General features: G+C 71.1%; 16 protein-coding genes. 8 read left to right on the forward strand and 8 right to left on the reverse strand.

The genetic code is table 11. The annotated features are described in order from the left end of the window. Window positions 1-99: 99 nt before the first annotated feature. Complete coding sequence (locus Mth01_RS03870; protein ID WP_204011324.1) at window positions 100-672, forward strand: hypothetical protein; 573 nt, start codon at window positions 100-102, stop codon at window positions 670-672. Between the two features lies 1 nt (window position 673). On the opposite strand, the gene Mth01_RS03875 is transcribed toward Mth01_RS03870, so the two are convergent. Next, window positions 674-1,168, reverse strand: coding sequence for a hypothetical protein (locus tag Mth01_RS03875; RefSeq protein WP_204011327.1), 495 nt, complete (start codon window positions 1,166-1,168; stop codon window positions 674-676). 87 nt (window positions 1,169-1,255) lie between these two features. On the opposite strand from Mth01_RS03875, the gene Mth01_RS03880 reads away from it, so the two are divergent. After that, entirely contained in the window at window positions 1,256-1,882 is a 627-nt protein-coding gene (locus Mth01_RS03880; protein ID WP_204011582.1) for an alpha/beta hydrolase family protein, read from the forward strand. A gap of 5 nt (window positions 1,883-1,887) precedes the next feature. Here Mth01_RS03880 and Mth01_RS03885 read toward each other — a convergent pair whose 3' ends face one another. Further along, entirely contained in the window at window positions 1,888-2,088 is a 201-nt protein-coding gene (locus Mth01_RS03885) for a DUF5999 family protein (protein ID WP_204011329.1), read from the reverse strand. 323 nt (window positions 2,089-2,411) lie between these two features. Continuing rightward, window positions 2,412-3,011, reverse strand: coding sequence for a TetR family transcriptional regulator (locus tag Mth01_RS03890; protein WP_204011331.1), 600 nt, complete (start codon window positions 3,009-3,011; stop codon window positions 2,412-2,414). 132 nt (window positions 3,012-3,143) lie between these two features. Here Mth01_RS03890 and Mth01_RS03895 point away from each other — a divergent pair, with 132 nt between their 5' ends. Next, window positions 3,144-3,539, forward strand: coding sequence for a hypothetical protein (locus tag Mth01_RS03895; protein ID WP_204011333.1), 396 nt, complete (start codon window positions 3,144-3,146; stop codon window positions 3,537-3,539). Between the two features lie 72 nt (window positions 3,540-3,611). Here Mth01_RS03895 and Mth01_RS03900 read toward each other — a convergent pair whose 3' ends face one another. The 3 genes from Mth01_RS03900 to Mth01_RS03910 all read right to left on the reverse strand — a co-directional run bounded on the left by Mth01_RS03900 (window position 3,612) and on the right by Mth01_RS03910 (window position 7,038). Next, complete coding sequence (locus tag Mth01_RS03900) at window positions 3,612-5,111, reverse strand: RNA polymerase sigma factor (protein WP_204011335.1); 1,500 nt, start codon at window positions 5,109-5,111, stop codon at window positions 3,612-3,614. A 337-nt stretch (window positions 5,112-5,448) separates the two neighbouring features. After that, on the reverse strand, window positions 5,449-5,805 hold the full coding sequence (locus Mth01_RS03905) for a hypothetical protein (RefSeq protein WP_204011337.1): 357 nt from the start codon (window positions 5,803-5,805) through the stop codon (window positions 5,449-5,451). A 99-nt stretch (window positions 5,806-5,904) separates the two neighbouring features. After that, the gene (locus Mth01_RS03910; RefSeq protein ID WP_204011585.1) at window positions 5,905-7,038 is read right to left on the reverse strand and encodes an AMP-binding protein; all 1,134 of its coding nucleotides are present in this window, start codon (window positions 7,036-7,038) and stop codon (window positions 5,905-5,907) included. A gap of 147 nt (window positions 7,039-7,185) precedes the next feature. Here Mth01_RS03910 and menB point away from each other — a divergent pair, with 147 nt between their 5' ends. The 4 genes from menB (at window position 7,186) to Mth01_RS03930 (ending at window position 11,202) form a co-directional block, all read left to right on the forward strand. Then, entirely contained in the window at window positions 7,186-8,016 is an 831-nt protein-coding gene (gene menB, locus Mth01_RS03915; protein ID WP_204011340.1) for a 1,4-dihydroxy-2-naphthoyl-CoA synthase, read from the forward strand. Beyond that, window positions 8,013-9,677 (forward strand): 2-succinyl-5-enolpyruvyl-6-hydroxy-3-cyclohexene-1-carboxylic-acid synthase, encoded by a 1,665-nt coding sequence (gene menD, locus Mth01_RS03920; protein ID WP_204011344.1) that lies wholly within the window; start codon window positions 8,013-8,015, stop codon window positions 9,675-9,677. Before menB ends, menD begins: the two co-directional genes overlap by 4 nt. A 172-nt stretch (window positions 9,678-9,849) precedes the next feature. Continuing rightward, the gene (locus tag Mth01_RS03925) at window positions 9,850-10,488 is read left to right on the forward strand and encodes a DedA family protein (protein WP_204011347.1); all 639 of its coding nucleotides are present in this window, start codon (window positions 9,850-9,852) and stop codon (window positions 10,486-10,488) included. Window positions 10,489-10,581: 93 nt separating this feature from the next. Continuing rightward, on the forward strand, window positions 10,582-11,202 hold the full coding sequence (locus Mth01_RS03930; RefSeq protein ID WP_204011349.1) for a YigZ family protein: 621 nt from the start codon (window positions 10,582-10,584) through the stop codon (window positions 11,200-11,202). A gap of 82 nt (window positions 11,203-11,284) precedes the next feature. Here Mth01_RS03930 and Mth01_RS03935 read toward each other — a convergent pair whose 3' ends face one another. After that, window positions 11,285-12,508, reverse strand: coding sequence for an isochorismate synthase (locus Mth01_RS03935; RefSeq protein WP_239089332.1), 1,224 nt, complete (start codon window positions 12,506-12,508; stop codon window positions 11,285-11,287). Window positions 12,509-12,693: 185 nt separating this feature from the next. Here Mth01_RS03935 and Mth01_RS03940 point away from each other — a divergent pair, with 185 nt between their 5' ends. After that, complete coding sequence (locus Mth01_RS03940; protein ID WP_204011351.1) at window positions 12,694-13,548, forward strand: GDSL-type esterase/lipase family protein; 855 nt, start codon at window positions 12,694-12,696, stop codon at window positions 13,546-13,548. A gap of 31 nt (window positions 13,549-13,579) precedes the next feature. On the opposite strand, the gene Mth01_RS03945 is transcribed toward Mth01_RS03940, so the two are convergent. Next, the gene (locus tag Mth01_RS03945; protein WP_204011352.1) at window positions 13,580-15,103 is read right to left on the reverse strand and encodes a winged helix-turn-helix transcriptional regulator; all 1,524 of its coding nucleotides are present in this window, start codon (window positions 15,101-15,103) and stop codon (window positions 13,580-13,582) included. Window positions 15,104-15,235 lie beyond the last annotated feature (132 nt).

Here is a 15,235-nt window from a genome sequence, read left to right on the forward strand (position 1 = left end):
GTCCGTACGGCTTGGCGCATGTCGGTCCCGCCCGGTGGTCGCCCGCACTAGGATCCTGGTGATCGTTTCCTGTCCCCAGATCCGATGCGAGGCCCCTCGATGACGGCCATCGACCCCGGGCGGCTCGACCATGCCCACCGGCTTGCCCAGGCCCACCAGTTGACGCGGTCCGGCGACCTGGACGGCGCCGCCGCGATCTTCGCGGAGCTGGCCGAGGACGAGGCGTCGCCGGACCGGACTGAGGCGGGCGCCGGACTGTCGGCCGTCGCCGAGCGGATGGCGGAGCTGCTGCTGGAGGAGGGCGATCCGGGGCAGGCGGCGGACGTTCTGGTCCGGGCGCTGTCCGTCGACGCCGTGGCCGACGTGGCCGACGCGGCACGCCTGCGGGTGCTGCTCGGCATAGCCCACCTCGAACTGGCGTGTGCCGAGTTCGCCGCCGCGGTCGAGGACGGCCGCGGCGAGGGCGCCGACGCCGACACCGGCGCCCTCGCCATCGAACTGCTGGCCAGGACGCTGCCGCTGCGCGGCCGCGACGCCGACGCCGAGACCGTCTGGCGCTACGGCCTGGACCACCCGGACCAGGCCCTGGCCGAGCAGGTGCGGCTCCGCCTCGGCCGGGACGTCCGGCCCGCCGTGTCGGCGACCCCGAAATCCCCCGAGAGCACTCCCTGAGTCAGCGCTGCCTGCGCCGGCCCAGGGCGTAGGCCAGGTTGACGGCGACGATGCCGCCCCAGGCCAGCAGCAGCCCGGGGGTCCCGGCGCTGCCCACGGCGATCCCCGTGAGCGGGATCCCCAGGGCGAGTGACCCCATCGCCACGCCCACCCCACTGTCCTTCTTCTGGGGAGGCGGCGTCTGCTGCTGGTGAGGCCCCAGCTGATAGTGCGCCTGGGCCGCCACCTCGTTGCGTACCCGTGCCCCGATCTCCACGTCGAGCTTGTCGAGGAACGAGTCGACCAGGGCGTCCTCGTACTCCGGCCCCAGGTCCCGCCGCGCGGCCAGGACGGCGCGAAGATCCTCGCGCGTCGACGGGGCGACGGGCTGCGGCGGGTGGGCCTGCGGGGGGTAGGGCTGCTGAGGCTGCGGCCAGGCGGGCGTGGGCTGGGCCGTCGTGGGATGGCCAGCGTTGGGGTGGCCCGTTCCGGGCGGCTGCGATGCTGTTTCCGGCACCTTCACATTCTGCCTCTTGCGCGGGCGGGGCGGTGTCCTCCGTTGGTAGGGGCGGTCGTTCCTGCTGAAGGCGGAGGCGATACGGTCATCCTCGTGGAGATCGAGACCCCGTACGGCCCGGCGCTGGCCGAGGTGGACGAGGTGCCCGATCCCAGGCTGCTGCTGGTGCTGACCCACGGCTCGGCCGGCGGGGTCGACGCCCCCGACCTGGTGGCCGTACGGGACGCCGTGCTGGAGATCGGCGGCACCGTGGCCCGGGTCGTCCAGCCGTTCCGGATGCGCGGCGCCCGGGCTCCCGGCTCGGCGGCCAAGCAGGATGAGGCGTGGCTGGCGGTCGTGGCCGCGCTGCGCGAGCGCCACCCCGGACTGACGCTTGTCCAGGGCGGGCGGAGCAACGGGGCGAGGGTGGCCTGCCGTACGGCACGGGCCGCCGGAGCGGCAGGGGTGATCGCATTGGCGTTCCCGCTGCACCCCCCGGGCAGGCCGGAACGCTCACGTGCGGAGGAGCTCAGGCAGGCGGGAACACCCGTACTGGTGATCAATGGAGATCGCGACCCGTTCGGCGTCCCGGACGAGGCGGACGCCGAACGTCTGGTGATCCTGCCGGGGGAGGCGCACGATCTGAAGAAGGACCCCGCGCGGGTGGGCGCTGAGGCCGCGCGGTGGCTGCTGGGGCTGCGGGAACCGCTGAGGCTGCCGGGGGAGCGGCCGTGAGGGGCTCAGGCGGCGTTGGCGGTCATGTCGGTGGGGCGATGCGGGGCGATGACGCCGCCGTCGGGCAGCAGCTCACCGGTGTCCTCGAACAGCACGACACCGTTGCAGAGCAGGCTCCAACCCTGCTCCGGATGGATCGCTATCGTACGCGCGGCTTCGCGGTCCTTCGCTTCAGCGCTGGGACAGGCCGGTTCATGAGGGCACATCGCCGGGGCTCCGTGTCTTTCTCGTTCGCTCGCTGGTTCGGGAGAACGAGCGTATGGGGTTGACGTTGTGACAGCCGAACACTGGACTACACCAGTCTGCGGCGTGGCCGCATCAAAGTGACATAGTCCGTTCGGGCGGTTTCCGCCGGTCGGGGGCTCGCGCCGCTACCGGATCGCGACCCGAGCAGACGGATGACTGGCCCCGTCTGGCCGGACCGCTCCCGAACAGGCTGTGGCACACCTGATGTGACCCAGTACGCAAGAGTGCCTCACGGACGATAACGGTCCAACTTCGACACGCCGACCGTCCGGTAACTGAGTTGTTATCCGCCGAGCCCGGCGATGAGGGCGTCGAGACCCTGCTCGAACTCCCGCTCGCCCTCGGCCGTACGCGCGTCCCTGACGTCGGCGTCGGGGTCGGCCCAGCCGGACTGCTGGACCTCGACGGCGACGCTGCCGAAGACGTAGGCGCGCAGGGCACGCACCGCGGCCGGCGCCGCGTCGCCGAGCCCGGCCTCCCGCAACTGCTCGATCTGCTCGCCGATGGAGAGCAGCGCCGCCCCCTTTGGCGGTTTGACCAGGGCCAGCGACAGAACCCCCGGATGCGCCAGCAGTGCCGTACGGCTCGCGCCGGCCCAGGCCCGGGCCAGCTCCTGCCAGGAGAACGCGGCGCTGGATCCGTCGGCGCCGGATCCGTCCGGGCCGGGCGCGACCTGAACGGCGGTGACGTGCTCGGCGAGCGCGTCCATCAGTGCCTCCTTGCCGCGGGGGAGGTGATGGTAGATGGCCATGGCCTCCACCTGGAGGGCGTCGCCGAGTCTGCGCATGGTCAGCCTGCGCAGCCCCTGTCCGTCGGCGATGTGCAGGGCGGCGTCGATGATGCGTTCCCGGGACAGCGGGACGGGAGGGCGTTTGGCGGGCATGAGCCCCACGCTGCCACAGGTGACCTTACTTTGTAAACAGGGTGGGCTCGGTGTCCGCGATGTGCGGTGTCCACCGGGCAGCGCGTACCCTACCCAAGGGCGATGCGTTCGCCGGATCTGGAGGAGCTGACGATGGCGTTTTTCCGTCCGCGGGTGAGCCGGGAGGCGGAAGTCCGCTACCACGCGGACCAGGAGATCGGGAAGGGCTTCACCGCCCTGCTGGAGAAGGCCCGGGAGGCCCAGAGGCACCTGCGTGCCGTGGAGGCCGCGGGCGGGTCCGTGGCGGAGCGGCGTGCAGCCGGGCTGGCGCTCGACCACGCACTCACCGCGGCGCTGCGGGCCGCCGAGGCCGGACAGCGGGCCACGCTCGGGATCAGGGGCTACGACAACCGCATCGCGCGGCGCAAGGCCAGGGCCACTCCTGACGGGGCGCTGTGGACGACGGAGGTCAGCCGCCTGCGCACGCTGCGGGAGGAGAACAAGCTGAACCTCCCGAGGATTCCCCAGGTCTACGCGGTGGCCCGCTGAGCGCGCATACCTAGACGCGTACGGCCCGCGCCGGGATGGCGCGGGCCGTACGTTCGACGTCGTTCCCGGGGATCAGCTCGCCCAGTCGAGGAGGGGGCGCGTGTTGCTCGGGTGGCGGAGCTTGGACAGCGACTCCTTCTCGAGCTGGCGGATCCGCTCCCGGGTGAGGCCCAGGTGCTTGCCGATCTCGTCGAGCGTGTGCGGCTTGCCGTCGGTCAGCCCGAAGCGCAGGCTCATGATCTTCGCCTCGCGCGGCGACAGGTTGCCCAGCACACCCTTGAGCTGCTCGGCCAGCAGCTGCCGGTCCACGACCTCGGAGGCCTCGGGGGAGTCCACGTCCTCGATCAGGTCGCCGATTCGCGTCTCGCCGTCCTCGCCGATCGTGGAGTCGAGGCTGATCGGCTGCCTGCTCGTACGCAGCAGCTCCTCGATCTGGTCCGGAGTCTTGTCCAGCTCGACCGCCAGCTCCTCCGGGGTGGGTTCCCGGCCGAGCCGCTGGTGCATGTCGCGCTCGACACGCGACAGCTTCGACAGCATCTCCAGCACGTGGACGGGCAGGCGGATCGTACGAGCCGAGTCGGCGAAGCCGCGCTGGATGGCCTGCCTGATCCACCACATGGCGTACGTGGAGAACTTGTAGCCCTTGGTGTAGTCGAACTTCTCCACCGCGCGGATCAGGCCGAGGTTGCCCTCCTGCACGACGTCGAGCAGGGACATGCCGCGGTCGGTGTACTTCTTGGCCACCGACACGACCAGACGGAGGTTCGCCTCCAGCATGTGGTCCTTGGCCCGCCTGCCGTCCTCGATGACCCACTCGAGGTCGTCGCGCACGCCCGGCGGCATCCGCCGGCCGTCCTCCAGGGCGGTCTCCAGCTTGTACTCGGCGTACAGCCCGGCCTCTATGCGCTTGGCCAGCTCGACTTCCTGCGCGGCGGTCAGCAGCGTCCGGCGGCCGATCGACTTCAGGTAGGTGTGGACGGAGTCGCCCATCACCGAGGTGTTGTCGTCGAGGTCCATGCCGTCGGCGTCCTCGGCCCCGGTGTCGATGCCGGCGGCGGCTTCGGCGGCCGTCTCCGGGTCGAGGTCGGTCGGCGGCTCGGCCTCCTCCGGCCCGGCGCTCAGGTCGGCTTCGGCGGCCTTGCGGGTCTTACGTGCCTTGGTGGTCTTCGTGGCCTTGACGGTTTCACCGTCGGCCTTCGTCGACGTGGTGGTCTGCGCTGCCGAGGGCTGCGTTGTCGAGGGCTGTGCTGTCGAGGGCTGGGGGCTCTCCTCGGCCGGTTGCGCCGAGGCCTTGGTCCTGCGGGTCTTCCCGGCGGGAGCCGCCTTCTTGGCGGAGGTCATCCGCGCGGGCGCCGTCTTCGGTCCCTCCTCGGCGGCCAGTTCGACACCCGCCTCGGCCAGCTCTCGGAGAATCGTACGGCCCTCGGCAGGGCCGACGCCGGCCTTCGTGAATGCCTCGCGCAGCTCCGGCAGGGAAAGGTGACCCTGAGCGCGCCCCCGCTCCAGCAGCTGGTCGAGAGTCGTCGGGATCACCTCGCGCCCGAGCGAGGTCGCCACGGAGGTCCGGGGCATAGGACACCTCCTCCTTGACGGAGTTCGTTGTTGTGGGTGCTGACGATGGGGCGCGGCGGTCTCTCGGCGGCTCAGCGCACCAGTAGCAATAACGCCACCGCGCCCAGTTTGTTCCCTCCCCCCACCCCCTCCCGCGCGTGATCTTGCGAAAACTCGCAGGCATAGCCGCTGACCAGGCATGACATTGTCGGTGATCTTGCAGTTGCTCGCAGGTGTGCCTGGTCAGAGCGGACGGCTGTGAGTTTCTGCGAGATCACAAACGGAAGAAGGGCAGGTGGGCGGGCATCTCTGCGAGAAACTGCAAGATCACGCGCGGTGGGGTGGGGGAGGGGAGGGGTCAGTCGGTGGGGGTGGGGATGATGAGGCTGACCTGCGGGCCGGGCATGGGGTCGGCGTCCTGCATGCGTTGCGTGGTCCAGTAGTCGGACGCGTCCTCGGGATCGATGTCGAGATCCTTCGACACCACGTCCGGGTCCGGGTCGATTGGCGTGATCGTACGCGGGCTCGCCGGGTTCTCGGTCTCCCCGCGGGGGGCCGACGGAGCGGGGTCGCCGAGGCCGGGGTGGCGGGCGGTCATCTGGGTCGCGGCCTCCTGCAACCGGTTCGCCGAGGCGGCCGCGGTGACGGTGACCCCACCGATGAGGACGGCGCCGACGACGCCTGTGGAGATCAGCATCTTCCGGGTCGGCTTCATCGACATCCCCCTTTCCCGGGTCCGTTCCTGGGTCTGCGGTTCAGAAGTCATCCGGACGGCTCTCTTGAACCACTCCCTGACCCTATAGACGCGCTATGGTCATTTTTGGTTCCGCAGGGCGACCATATCCGGTTTTCCGTTCGGCAGCAGCGGAATGCGGGGCAAAACGCGCATCGCGCGTGGCGCGGCGTACGCCGGCAACCGCTCCTTGGCGAAGGCCCGCAGGTCGGCGAGCGTCACCTCCCCGGCTCCGCCGTCCCGGCCGACCACCACCGCCTCGACGATCTCGCCCCATTCCGGATCGGGGCGGCCGACCACCACGACGTCCCTCACCCCGGGATGACCGGACAGGACCTCGGCGACCGCACCCGCGACCACCTTCCGGCCCCCGGTGTTGATCACGTCGTCGGCGCGGCCCAGCACCCTCAGCCGGCCGTCCTCCATCGTTCCCAGATCCGAGGTGACGAACCAGCCGTCATCGAACGGCCGTTCGTCGCGCAGCCGATATCCGGCGAAGAGTACCGGCCCGCGGACCCGCACCCGGCCGTCCTCCCCGATCTCGAGATCTACATTGTCAAGGGGCATGCCGTCGTACACACAACCGCCACTCGTCTCGCTCATGCCGTACGTCGTGACGACCCGCGCGCCGGCGGCGCGGACCTCGTCGAGCAGGCCCGGGGGAGCGGCGGCGCCGCCCAGCAGGATGGTACGGAACGCCGCGACGTCGGCCCCCGCGTCGACCATGCGGCGGATCTGGGTCGGGACCAGCGACACGTGGTCCGCGCCGGAGGCGGCGACGTCATCGGGGGAGAAGCGCGGGTGGATCACCGGCTCGGTCCCGCACAGCAGGGATCGTACGAGCACCTGCATGCCGGAGATGTGCGACGGCGGCAGGCAGCACAGCCACCGATCGCCCTCCCGGGCGTCGAGGCGGGTCAGCGAGGCACGAGCCGATGCGGTCAGCGCCTCAGCCGGCAGCTCGACGCCCTTGGGCACGCCGGTGGACCCGGATGTGGCGATGATCACAGCGGCGGAGGTGGGCTCCCCGTGCGGCAGGTGCCGTACGCCGTCGGGGGTCACGACGTGGGTCGGGCGCAGCGCGGCGAGCGCCGCGTCGAGGGCGGGCCGGGGCAGATCGGGCGACAGCGGCAGCACGGCCGGCCCCTCGCCCGACAGCGCGAGCCGTACGGCGTCGAACAGAGCCGGTCCGGGCGGGACGAGCAGGGCGTGCACGGGCCGCTGATCCGGCCGCTGGTCGGGCCGCTGATCCCTGCGATGCGCCGGGTGATGTCCGGGACGGGTGAGCACGGTCGTAAGGTTAGTGCGGGCATGGCCACCCGACGGTGACCGGCCGGTAGGTGACGCGACTGAGGAGCGAGTGTGACGAGCGGGGTCGAGTGGAAGCGGTCGGGCGAGTACGAGGACATCATCTACGAGACCGCCGAGGGCATCGCGAAAATCACGATCAACCGGCCGGAGCGGCACAACGCGTTCCGCCCCACGACCCTGTTCGAGCTGCGTGAGGCGTTCAACCTCGCGCAGGAGGACACCGAGATCGGCGTGATCATCTTCACCGGTGCCGGTGACAAGGCGTTCTGCTCCGGAGGCGACCAGAAGATCCGCGGCGACGACGGCTACGTCGACGACAAGACCCACGGCATCGGCCGGCTGAACGTGCTCGACCTGCAGGTGCAGATGCGGCGCTGCCCCAAGCCGATCATCGCGATGGTCGCGGGATACGCGATCGGCGGCGGCCACGTCCTGCACGTGTGCTGCGACCTGACGATCGCCGCCGACAACGCCAGGTTCGGCCAGACCGGCCCCAAGGTCGGCTCGTTCGACGGCGGCTACGGCTCCTGGCTGCTGGCCGAGACGGTCGGGCTCAAGCGGGCCAGGGAGATCTGGTACCTGTGCCGCCAGTACGACGCGCAGACCGCCCTGCAGTGGGGGCTCGTCAACGCCGTCGTCCCGCTGGAGCGGCTGGAGGAGGAGACCGTCCAGTGGGCCCGCGAGCTGCTGGAGAAGTCGCCGATCGCGCTGCGCATGCTCAAGGGCGCGCTCAACGCGGTCACCGACGGCGCGGCCGGCATGCAGCAGTTCGCCGGTGACGCCACGCTCATCTACTACATGAGCGAGGAGGCACAGGAGGGCCGCGACGCGTTCAAGGAGAAGCGCAAGCCGGACTTCGCGAAGTTCCCCCGCCGCCCGTGAACCCCGCCACCGCGCTGGCGACCGTCCTGGTCGACGAGCTGGTGCGCTGCGGGATGACCGATCTGGTGCTCGCCCCCGGCTCCCGTTCCGCGCCGCTCGCGCTCGCCGCGCACGCGCAGCCCAGGCTGCGCCTGCACGTCCGCATCGACGAGCGGTCCGCCTCCTACCTCGCGCTCGGGCTCGCCAAGCGCTCCGAGCGGCCGGTCGCCCTCGTCTGCACGTCGGGCACGGCGGCCGCCAACTTCCATCCCGCCGTCATCGAGGCGTCGGAGTCAGGCGTTCCGCTGCTCGTGCTGACGGCCGACCGGCCGCCGGAACTGCGCGACACCGGCGCCAACCAGACGATCGACCAGATCAAGCTGTACGGCTCGGCCGTGCGGTGGTTCACCGAGATCGGGACCCCGGAGGAGCGGCCCGGCCAGGTGGCGTACTGGCGGTCGCTCGTCTGCCGGGCCTACCAGCGGGCGGCCGGGCCGTACGACCCGGGGCCCGTGCACCTGAACGCGGCCTTCCGCGAGCCGCTCATCCCGGACGGGGACGCGCACTGGTGCGAGCCGCTGCCCGCCGTCGACGAGGGCCGCCCCAAGGTCAGGGCGAGGGTCGCGCCGCCGGCGCCGGCGTTGCACATCCCGCCGACCCGCCGCGGCGTGCTCGTGGTGGGCGACGGCGCGGTCAACGTCAGGAGGTACGTCGCCGCGGCCGGGATGGCCGGCTGGCCGGTGCTGTCGGAGCCCAACGGCGGCGGCAGGTACGGCGACCACGCCATCTCGACCTACCACTTCCTGCTGGGCGACGAGGAGTTCGCCGCCGCCCACCGGCCGGACGTCGTGGTCACCCTCGGCCGTCCCGGGCTGTCACGGCCGCTGCTGTCGTGGCTGGGCCGGACAGCGGAGCACATCGTGGTCGCGGGTGACCTGACCCGCTGGCCCGACCCCACCCGCTCGGCCACCCAGGTCGCCCAGGCCGTGGAGATCCCGATCGCCTCGGGCGACGACACCTGGCTGCGCTCCTGGCGACACGCGGACCACCTGGCCCGTGAGGCGATCGACCGGGTGCTCGACTCGTCCGGGCTGAGCGAGCCCCGGCTGGCCCGGGACCTCGCCGAGGCCCTGCCCAACGGCGCGCTGCTGCTGTGCGGGTCGTCGATGCCGGTCAGGGACCTCGACCAGGCCATGCGGCCGCGCCGCGGCCTGCGGCTGATGGCCTCCAGGGGCGCCTCGGGGATCGACGGCCTGGTCTCCACGGCCGTCGGCGCCGCGCTCGCCCACAACGGCCCCGCCTACGCGCTGATCGGCGACCTGACGCTGCTGCACGACCAGAACGGGCTGATCCTCGGCCCGCGCGAGCCCCGGCCGGACCTGTGCCTGGTCGTGGTGAACAACGACGGCGGCGGGATCTTCTCGATGCTGCCCCAGGCCGCGCTGGCCGAGCCGTTCGAGCGGGTCTTCGGCACGCCGCACGGTGTGGACCTGGGCTACCTCGCGGCCGCCGCCGGCGTGCCGTATACGCTGCTAGAAGACACCGATGAGCTACCGAAGGCCATCAATGGGGCCATCAGGGGGGACGGTCTGCGGATGGTCGAGGTCCGCACCGACCGCGAGCGCAATGCCGAGGTGCACGCCGCGATGCGCGACGCCGTACGTGCGACGATGCGGAAGTGACCCTCCGGGGACCTCCGTCTTGATGCGGGGTCATCCCGTGGTCGTCCTGTGGTCCGGCTGTAGTCCGACTGTGGTCCGACTGCGGTCCGACCCGGCCTGGTCCTGAAGGGGGATGTCGCGTGCCCGGGGCGACGGCACAATAGGTCTTGTTTACCCCCGGCAGAGGAGTGGCATGCACGTCGAGGAGTGGTTGCAGACGATCCCCGCGCTGTGGGTCTACGTGCTCGTGGGCGCGGTCGTCGGCCTCGAGAGCCTGGGGATCCCCCTTCCCGGGGAGATCGTCCTGGTCAGCTCGGCCCTGCTGTCGGCCAAGGGCGTGGTGAGTCCGCTCATCGTCGGCGTCTGCGCGAGCACCGGGGCCATCGTGGGGGACTCGATCGGTTACCTCATCGGGCGTAAGGGTGGCAGGCCGCTGTTCGACCGGCTCGGGCGGCGCTTCCCCAAGCATTTCGGCCCCCATCACATCGCCAGGGCCGAGCGATTGTTCCAGCGCTGGGGAGTATGGGCCGTTTTCTTCGGCCGGTTCGTGGCCCTGCTGCGCATCCTCGCCGGCCCGCTCGCGGGGGCGCTGCACATGTCGTACTGGCGGTTCCTGGTGGCCAACGTGTCGGGCGGCATCGTCTGGGCGGGCGGCACCACCGCGGCCGTCTACTACCTGGGCATGGTGGCCGAGCGGTGGCTGAAGGGCTTTTCCTGGGTGGGGCTCGTGATCGCCGTCCTGTTCGGCGTCGGCGGCACGATCTGGCTGAAGCGCAGAGCCGCCAAGGCCTTCGCCGAGGAGGAGACGCCCGAGACGGTCAGCGCCCGCTGACCCTCGGATCTCAAGTCGGATCTCAAGCCTCCTGAATCTACAAGGTAAAGGCCGCCGGTTGGTGCGCATCCGAGTCCCAGTAGCCTGGGCGTCGTGGCCGCGCCGTACCTGACGATCAAAGACATCACCGAACACGAGACCGAGGTCCGCCGCTCGCGGTTCATCTGCGCGATGGCGCCGGTGGGCACCGAGGAGGCCGCGCGGGAGTTCATCGCCGGGCGCAGGCGACTTCACGCGGATGCCACGCACAACTGCACCGCATACGTCATCGGCACAGATCTGCGCAAGGCCGACGACGACGGCGAGCCCGGGGGGACGGCGGGCACACCGATGCTCGAGATGCTCACCCGGCGCGGCTTCGCCGACGTCGTGGCCGTGGTCACCCGCTACTTCGGCGGGGTGCTGCTGGGCGCCGGGGGACTGGCCCGCGCGTACGGCGGTGCGGTCGGGGAGACGCTCGACCGGGCCGAGACCGTCGAGATGATTCCGGCGACCATCGCGAAGGTGACGATCGACCACGCGCACGCCGGCCGGCTGGAGAACGATCTGCGCGCTTCGCATTACCCGCTGCGCGGCGTGGACTACGGCGCGCGCGTCACCTTCGAGGTCGCCGTGGCCTGCGACGCGGCGTCCGGCTTCGAGGAGTGGCTGGCCACCGCGACCGCCGGCCGTGCCACCACCCGTTTCGGCGGCACGACCTACCTGAGCCGCTGACCCGTGGGCCGCTTGAGCCGTCGCCCGCCGAACCGTGGGCCGCTCCTCGCCGGCGCCGCGATCGCGCCGCTCACCCCTCGGGTCACCCCTCGAGGGCGTACTGCATGACGCGGAACTTCGCCTGAGCCTCGGCGAGCTCGGCGACGGGGTCGGACCCGGCCATGATGCCGCACCCGGCGAACAGCCGGGCGCGGCGGCCGGAGATCTGGGCGCAGCGCAGCGCGATGCCCCACTCGCCGTCGCCTCGGGAGTCGATCCAGCCGACCGGACCGGCGTAGCCGCCGCGCGCCATGCCCTCCAACTCCCGGATGACACGCAGGGCCGTGCCCGTGGGGGTGCCGCCGACGGCCGCGGTCGGGTGCATGGCGGCCACCACGTCGAGCACGGACGCGCCGTCCGACAGCCGCCCGCTGACCCGGCTGGCCAGGTGCTGCACGTTCGGCAGCACCAGCAGCTCCGGCCGGGCGGGCACGTCCAGCGTCGAACACAGGGGAGCCAGGGCCTCCTGGACGGAGGCGACGGCGCAGGCGTGCTCGTGGCGGTCCTTGCCCGAGGCGTACAGCGCGACGCCGCGGGCGGCGTCCTCGGCCGGTCCGGCGCCGCGTGGCGTCGTGCCCGCCAGGACCAGCGACTCGATCGACCGGCCGGTGTGCCGGACCAGCAGTTCGGGGGTCGCCCCGGTCAGTCCGTCCACGGAGAACGTGTAGCACTCGGGATAGCGGACGGCCAGCCGGGACAGCAGCACCCGCGTGTCGATGTCACGCTCGGCGGTGGCTGTGAGATCACGGGCGAGCACGACCTTGTCCAGGGTGCCGCTCCTGATCCTGCGTACGGCCCTGGCCACGGCCTGCTCCCACTCCGGAGCGGTCAGCGTGCCGTCGCCGTACCGGATGCGCCCGGGCTCGACGGGCGAGGTCACCGGAACGGATCCGGCCTCACCGATCGTGGTGAGCCAGGCCCGGCCACCTCTACGGGCGAGCACGGTGCGCGGGACGACCAGCGTGGAACCGGCGGCGTCGCCGTCGAAGGTGAACGAGCCGAACGCGACCGGTCCCGAGCCGGGCGCCTCGACCTCGTCGTCGATGCGCGCCCCGTCGAAGAGTGAGCCGAGCCACTCCCGGGCCCGGTCGAAACGGTCCGGGCCGGGCGGAATGACGATGCGCGCCGCCTCTCCCCAGCCCACCAGGCCCTCGCCGTGCCTGATCCAGGCGTACGGCATCGCATCCGGCAGGCGCGACAGGAGATCGCCGGGGTCGCTCACCGCGACCGTGCGAACCGCGAGGGGGCGGATAAGAACGACACTCACTCAATTCACTTTACGCAAGATCCGTACCTGGTTCGGCAGGGACCCCCGTTGCCCGGACCGCAGGCGGTAGCTGATGCCCTTCTGTCAAGCGGCGATAGGAACTTGGTCAGGGAAGCGGCGCATTCCGCCGTGGAGATGGAGCTCGCCCCCGGGTGATCCCTACCTTTGGTCACCCGGAGGTGTTCATGATCAAGAAGATCACGTCGGTCCTGGCCTTTTCCGTTCTGCTCACACCCGGGACGCTGCTCGCGGCCGGACCGGCCCGCGCGCACCGTCTGACGGCGGCGCCGCGCGCACTGCCAACCGTGCTGGCGGCGCTGGGCGACTCGATCAGCGCCGGGTTCAACGCGTGCGGCTGGTACGTCTCGTGCACCTCGAGATCATGGTCGGCCGGGGACAACCCCGAAGTGAGCAGCCACTATCTGCGCCTGCTGGCGCTCGCGCCGGCCCTGAAGGGGCACAACCTCAACTTCGCGGTCCCCGGCGCGACCAGCGCCGACCTGGCCGCACAGGCCCGGCAGGCCGTCGAGGGCGGGGCCGACTACGTCACGATCCTCGTGGGAGCTCAGGACGCGTGCACCCGGTCGCCGAAGCTCATGACTCCGGTGGTCACCTATCGGCGCCGGATCGAGGCCGCCCTCGACGTGCTCCGGCCGACGGGCGCGAGGGTCTTCGTCGCCAGCATTCCCGATCTGAAGCGGCTCTGGCGGATCGGGAAGGACAACCGCTGGGCCCGCGCGTTCTGGACGATCGGCCGCACCTGCCAGTCGATGCTGGCCAACCCCGGGTCCACGGCGAAGGCGGACGAGACCAGGCGTGTGGAGGTCCGCGAGCGGGTGATGGACTACAACGAGCAACTCCGGACGGCCTGCCTACGGTACGGCCCGGCCTGCCGTTATGACGGCGGTGCGGTCTTCGGCTACCCCTTCTCGCTGAAGATGGTCAGCCCGTGGGACTTCTTCCACCCCAACGAGGCCGGCCAGCGGGCCCTCGCCCAGGTCACCTTCGCCGCCGGATTCTTCGCCGAGACACAGCCGTGACGGCCCGATTCAGACCCGATTCAGACCCGATTCAGGCCGGTGAGTGCGCGTCGGGGCGGATCGTGAAGATCTCGACGAAGCGGTCCAGCAGGCCGGCGTCGCCGGTGAGACGCACCATGCCTTCGGCGACGGCCTCGGCCGGACTGACCTCGCCCGACATCAGGGACGTGAGCACGGGGCCCGGCTCGATGACGAGGTCGGCGCCGGGAAGGTGCCCGGCGGCCACCTTGACCGTGCCGTCGTCGACCTGTGCGTTGAGGACGATCTCGCCGATGCGCACCTCGAAGCTCGCCCGGAGGTCGCGGGCCGCCTCGGGACGGAACGTTGTGCGAAGCGCCATGATCATGGAGTCGACGGTGACGATGTCCTCCGGCCGGGGCTGGTCGAGGACCTGCGCACCCCAGCGGGAGAGCTGGATGACCGCGTCCTCGATGCGGCTGCCGTACTCGGTGAGCTCGTACACCACCACCTCGGCGCCGGGCCCCCGCACGAGCCGGTGGCTGACCACCCCGGTCCGTTCGAGCTCCTTGAGGCGGGCGGCCAGCGTGTCGGCGGGGATCCGGGGCAGGCCCTCGCGCAGGTCGGCGAAGCTCTTGGGGCCGACAAGAAGGTCACGGATGATGAACAGGGCCCAGCGTTCGCCGACCATCTCGAGCGCACGCGCCAGGCCGCAGAACTGCCCGTAGGTCCGCCTGGTAACGCTGTGCAGCTCGGAGAGGATGGCCTCCATTTCGCCGGAGTCCATTGCGTCCAGCAACGTCCTCTCCGGAAACAGGTCGTCGTCCTCGGCGTGCGATCCGACGGCCGTGAGCCGGAAACGGTCGCTGGCGATTGTCACGCCTTCGTGATCGACGATCAGCTTCCATCGGGCCTCGATGCCCGCCGAGTCGTGCGGACGGTCGTCCGGCATGGTCCCCTGGGTCAGTGTGTCCACGATCTGGTGCCCGGTCACGGTTTTCATCACCTTGCCCTTGCCGAAGTCGGTCCCTTGTCGCCGGCGGCTCGCCCGGTGTTCCCGGTCGACGATCCGGAGCAGGTGTCGCTGCTGTTCATGGTGCTGTCCCACCAGGGCGGGCCGCATCTCCCGTATTGCGACACCGGGAACAGCCAGCCCGTTGCCCCGGGCTCCGCCCTGGCCAGGGGCAGGCCCGACGGCCGCGCCGTCGTCGCGGATCTCCAGTACGAGACCGTCGCCCTCGCGTAGTTCGACTTCACCGTTGACGCCGCCGCTGTGCCGGATGACATTGGTGACGCCCTCCCGTACGGCCCAGCCCAGCAGGGCGTCGGTCTCCGGCGCGAGCCGTACGGAAGGGACGCGGAGGGCGGCGGCGATGCCGGCGTCGGCGAGCGCCGTGCGGGCGGTCTCGAGCTCGATGGCCAGGCCACGCCCCCGGTAGCCGGTGACCGCGGCCCGGACCTCGGTGAGGGCCTGCCGTCCGATCCGCACGATGTCCCACACCGGACCGGCCGCGAGAACCGCCAGCCAGTACATGCCCTTGGCGTCCGGGCCCTGCTCGCCCTCCCGCAGGGGATTCATCCGTCCGTCGTGATCCATCGTCTGCGAGGATCTCACGCCGGGTACGCACCCATTGCCCGATCTTCAGGAGTTCGGTTGAACTATCTTGAATCTTGATCGGTGGCCCATGCCCGCTCGATGATTTCAGGGCCTGCCGCATCTTCGCCAGAT

The sequence above is a fragment of the Sphaerimonospora thailandensis genome (genome assembly GCF_016863115.1).
In the GTDB taxonomy this organism is placed as follows: domain Bacteria; phylum Actinomycetota; class Actinomycetes; order Streptosporangiales; family Streptosporangiaceae; genus Sphaerimonospora; species Sphaerimonospora cavernae.

What these genes read in the sequence shown, in the direction of transcription:
- Mth01_RS03870 (WP_204011324.1), top strand. Translation starts at nt 100, where the DNA reads ATGACGGCCATCGACCCCGGGCGGCTCGACCATGCCCACCGGCTTGCC.
- Mth01_RS03900 (WP_204011335.1), bottom strand. Translation starts at nt 5,111, where the DNA reads ATGCCCCGGACCTCCGTGGCGACCTCGCTCGGGCGCGAGGTGATCCCG.
- Mth01_RS03940 (WP_204011351.1), top strand. Translation starts at nt 12,694, where the DNA reads ATGATCAAGAAGATCACGTCGGTCCTGGCCTTTTCCGTTCTGCTCACA.
- Mth01_RS03905 (WP_204011337.1), bottom strand. Translation starts at nt 5,805, where the DNA reads ATGAAGCCGACCCGGAAGATGCTGATCTCCACAGGCGTCGTCGGCGCC.
- Mth01_RS03895 (WP_204011333.1), top strand. Translation starts at nt 3,144, where the DNA reads ATGGCGTTTTTCCGTCCGCGGGTGAGCCGGGAGGCGGAAGTCCGCTAC.
- Mth01_RS03890 (WP_204011331.1), bottom strand. Translation starts at nt 3,011, where the DNA reads ATGCCCGCCAAACGCCCTCCCGTCCCGCTGTCCCGGGAACGCATCATC.
- Mth01_RS03925 (WP_204011347.1), top strand. Translation starts at nt 9,850, where the DNA reads ATGCACGTCGAGGAGTGGTTGCAGACGATCCCCGCGCTGTGGGTCTAC.
- Mth01_RS03885 (WP_204011329.1), bottom strand. Translation starts at nt 2,088, where the DNA reads ATGTGCCCTCATGAACCGGCCTGTCCCAGCGCTGAAGCGAAGGACCGC.
- Mth01_RS03945 (WP_204011352.1), bottom strand. Translation starts at nt 15,103, where the DNA reads ATGGATCACGACGGACGGATGAATCCCCTGCGGGAGGGCGAGCAGGGC.